Below are 478 nucleotides of genomic sequence, written 5' to 3'. Positions count from 1 at the left end.
TAGTGGTTTATTTTTTGAAAATGACTTTTGGTAAGCCTATTTCTCCATACATCAGACTTTTCACAAAAGGTTTTAGTAGGGAAGTAGCCAAAAGATAAAGTGCCGGAGCAATATCAGGTCCCGCCTTCACAACCACTTTCTGATCATGATACTGCTCCAGATCTGCACTTAAAAGTTTTTGTTTCCACAGATCCAATAGAACTGTATCGAAACTGTTTATATCAGTGTATGCAGCATATGGCTGTAGCTTTTCCATCAATATCATAAATGCCCAAGGCGGAATAATGGCATCCGTAGAACAGATGATTGCAACAGCTTTGTCTTTGTATATGGAAAAATCTGTGTTGGCAATTGATTCCTTGAATTCTTTCTCCTTAACGATCATTTCCATGAAAAGATGTTCTTTAATATCCAGTTCCACAACTTCCATTGTAGGTTTGTATTTCAGAAGATCTAAGGCTATAATTCCTGAGGCAGC

General features: G+C 37.4%; 1 protein-coding gene. It reads right to left on the bottom strand.

Annotation, left to right across the window (positions count from 1 at the left end):
- Nucleotides 1–7: 7 nt before the first annotated feature.
- A partial coding sequence (locus A1704_RS17215; protein ID WP_065119670.1) for a DUF2480 family protein occupies nucleotides 8–478 on the bottom strand: 471 nt, incomplete at its 5' end.

The sequence above is a fragment of the Chryseobacterium cucumeris genome (genome assembly GCF_001593385.1).
Taxonomy (GTDB): Bacteria; Bacteroidota; Bacteroidia; order Flavobacteriales; family Weeksellaceae; genus Chryseobacterium; species Chryseobacterium cucumeris.
The sequence above is the reverse complement of the archived record's forward strand: the minus strand, read 5'-3'. Positions and strand labels throughout refer to the sequence as shown.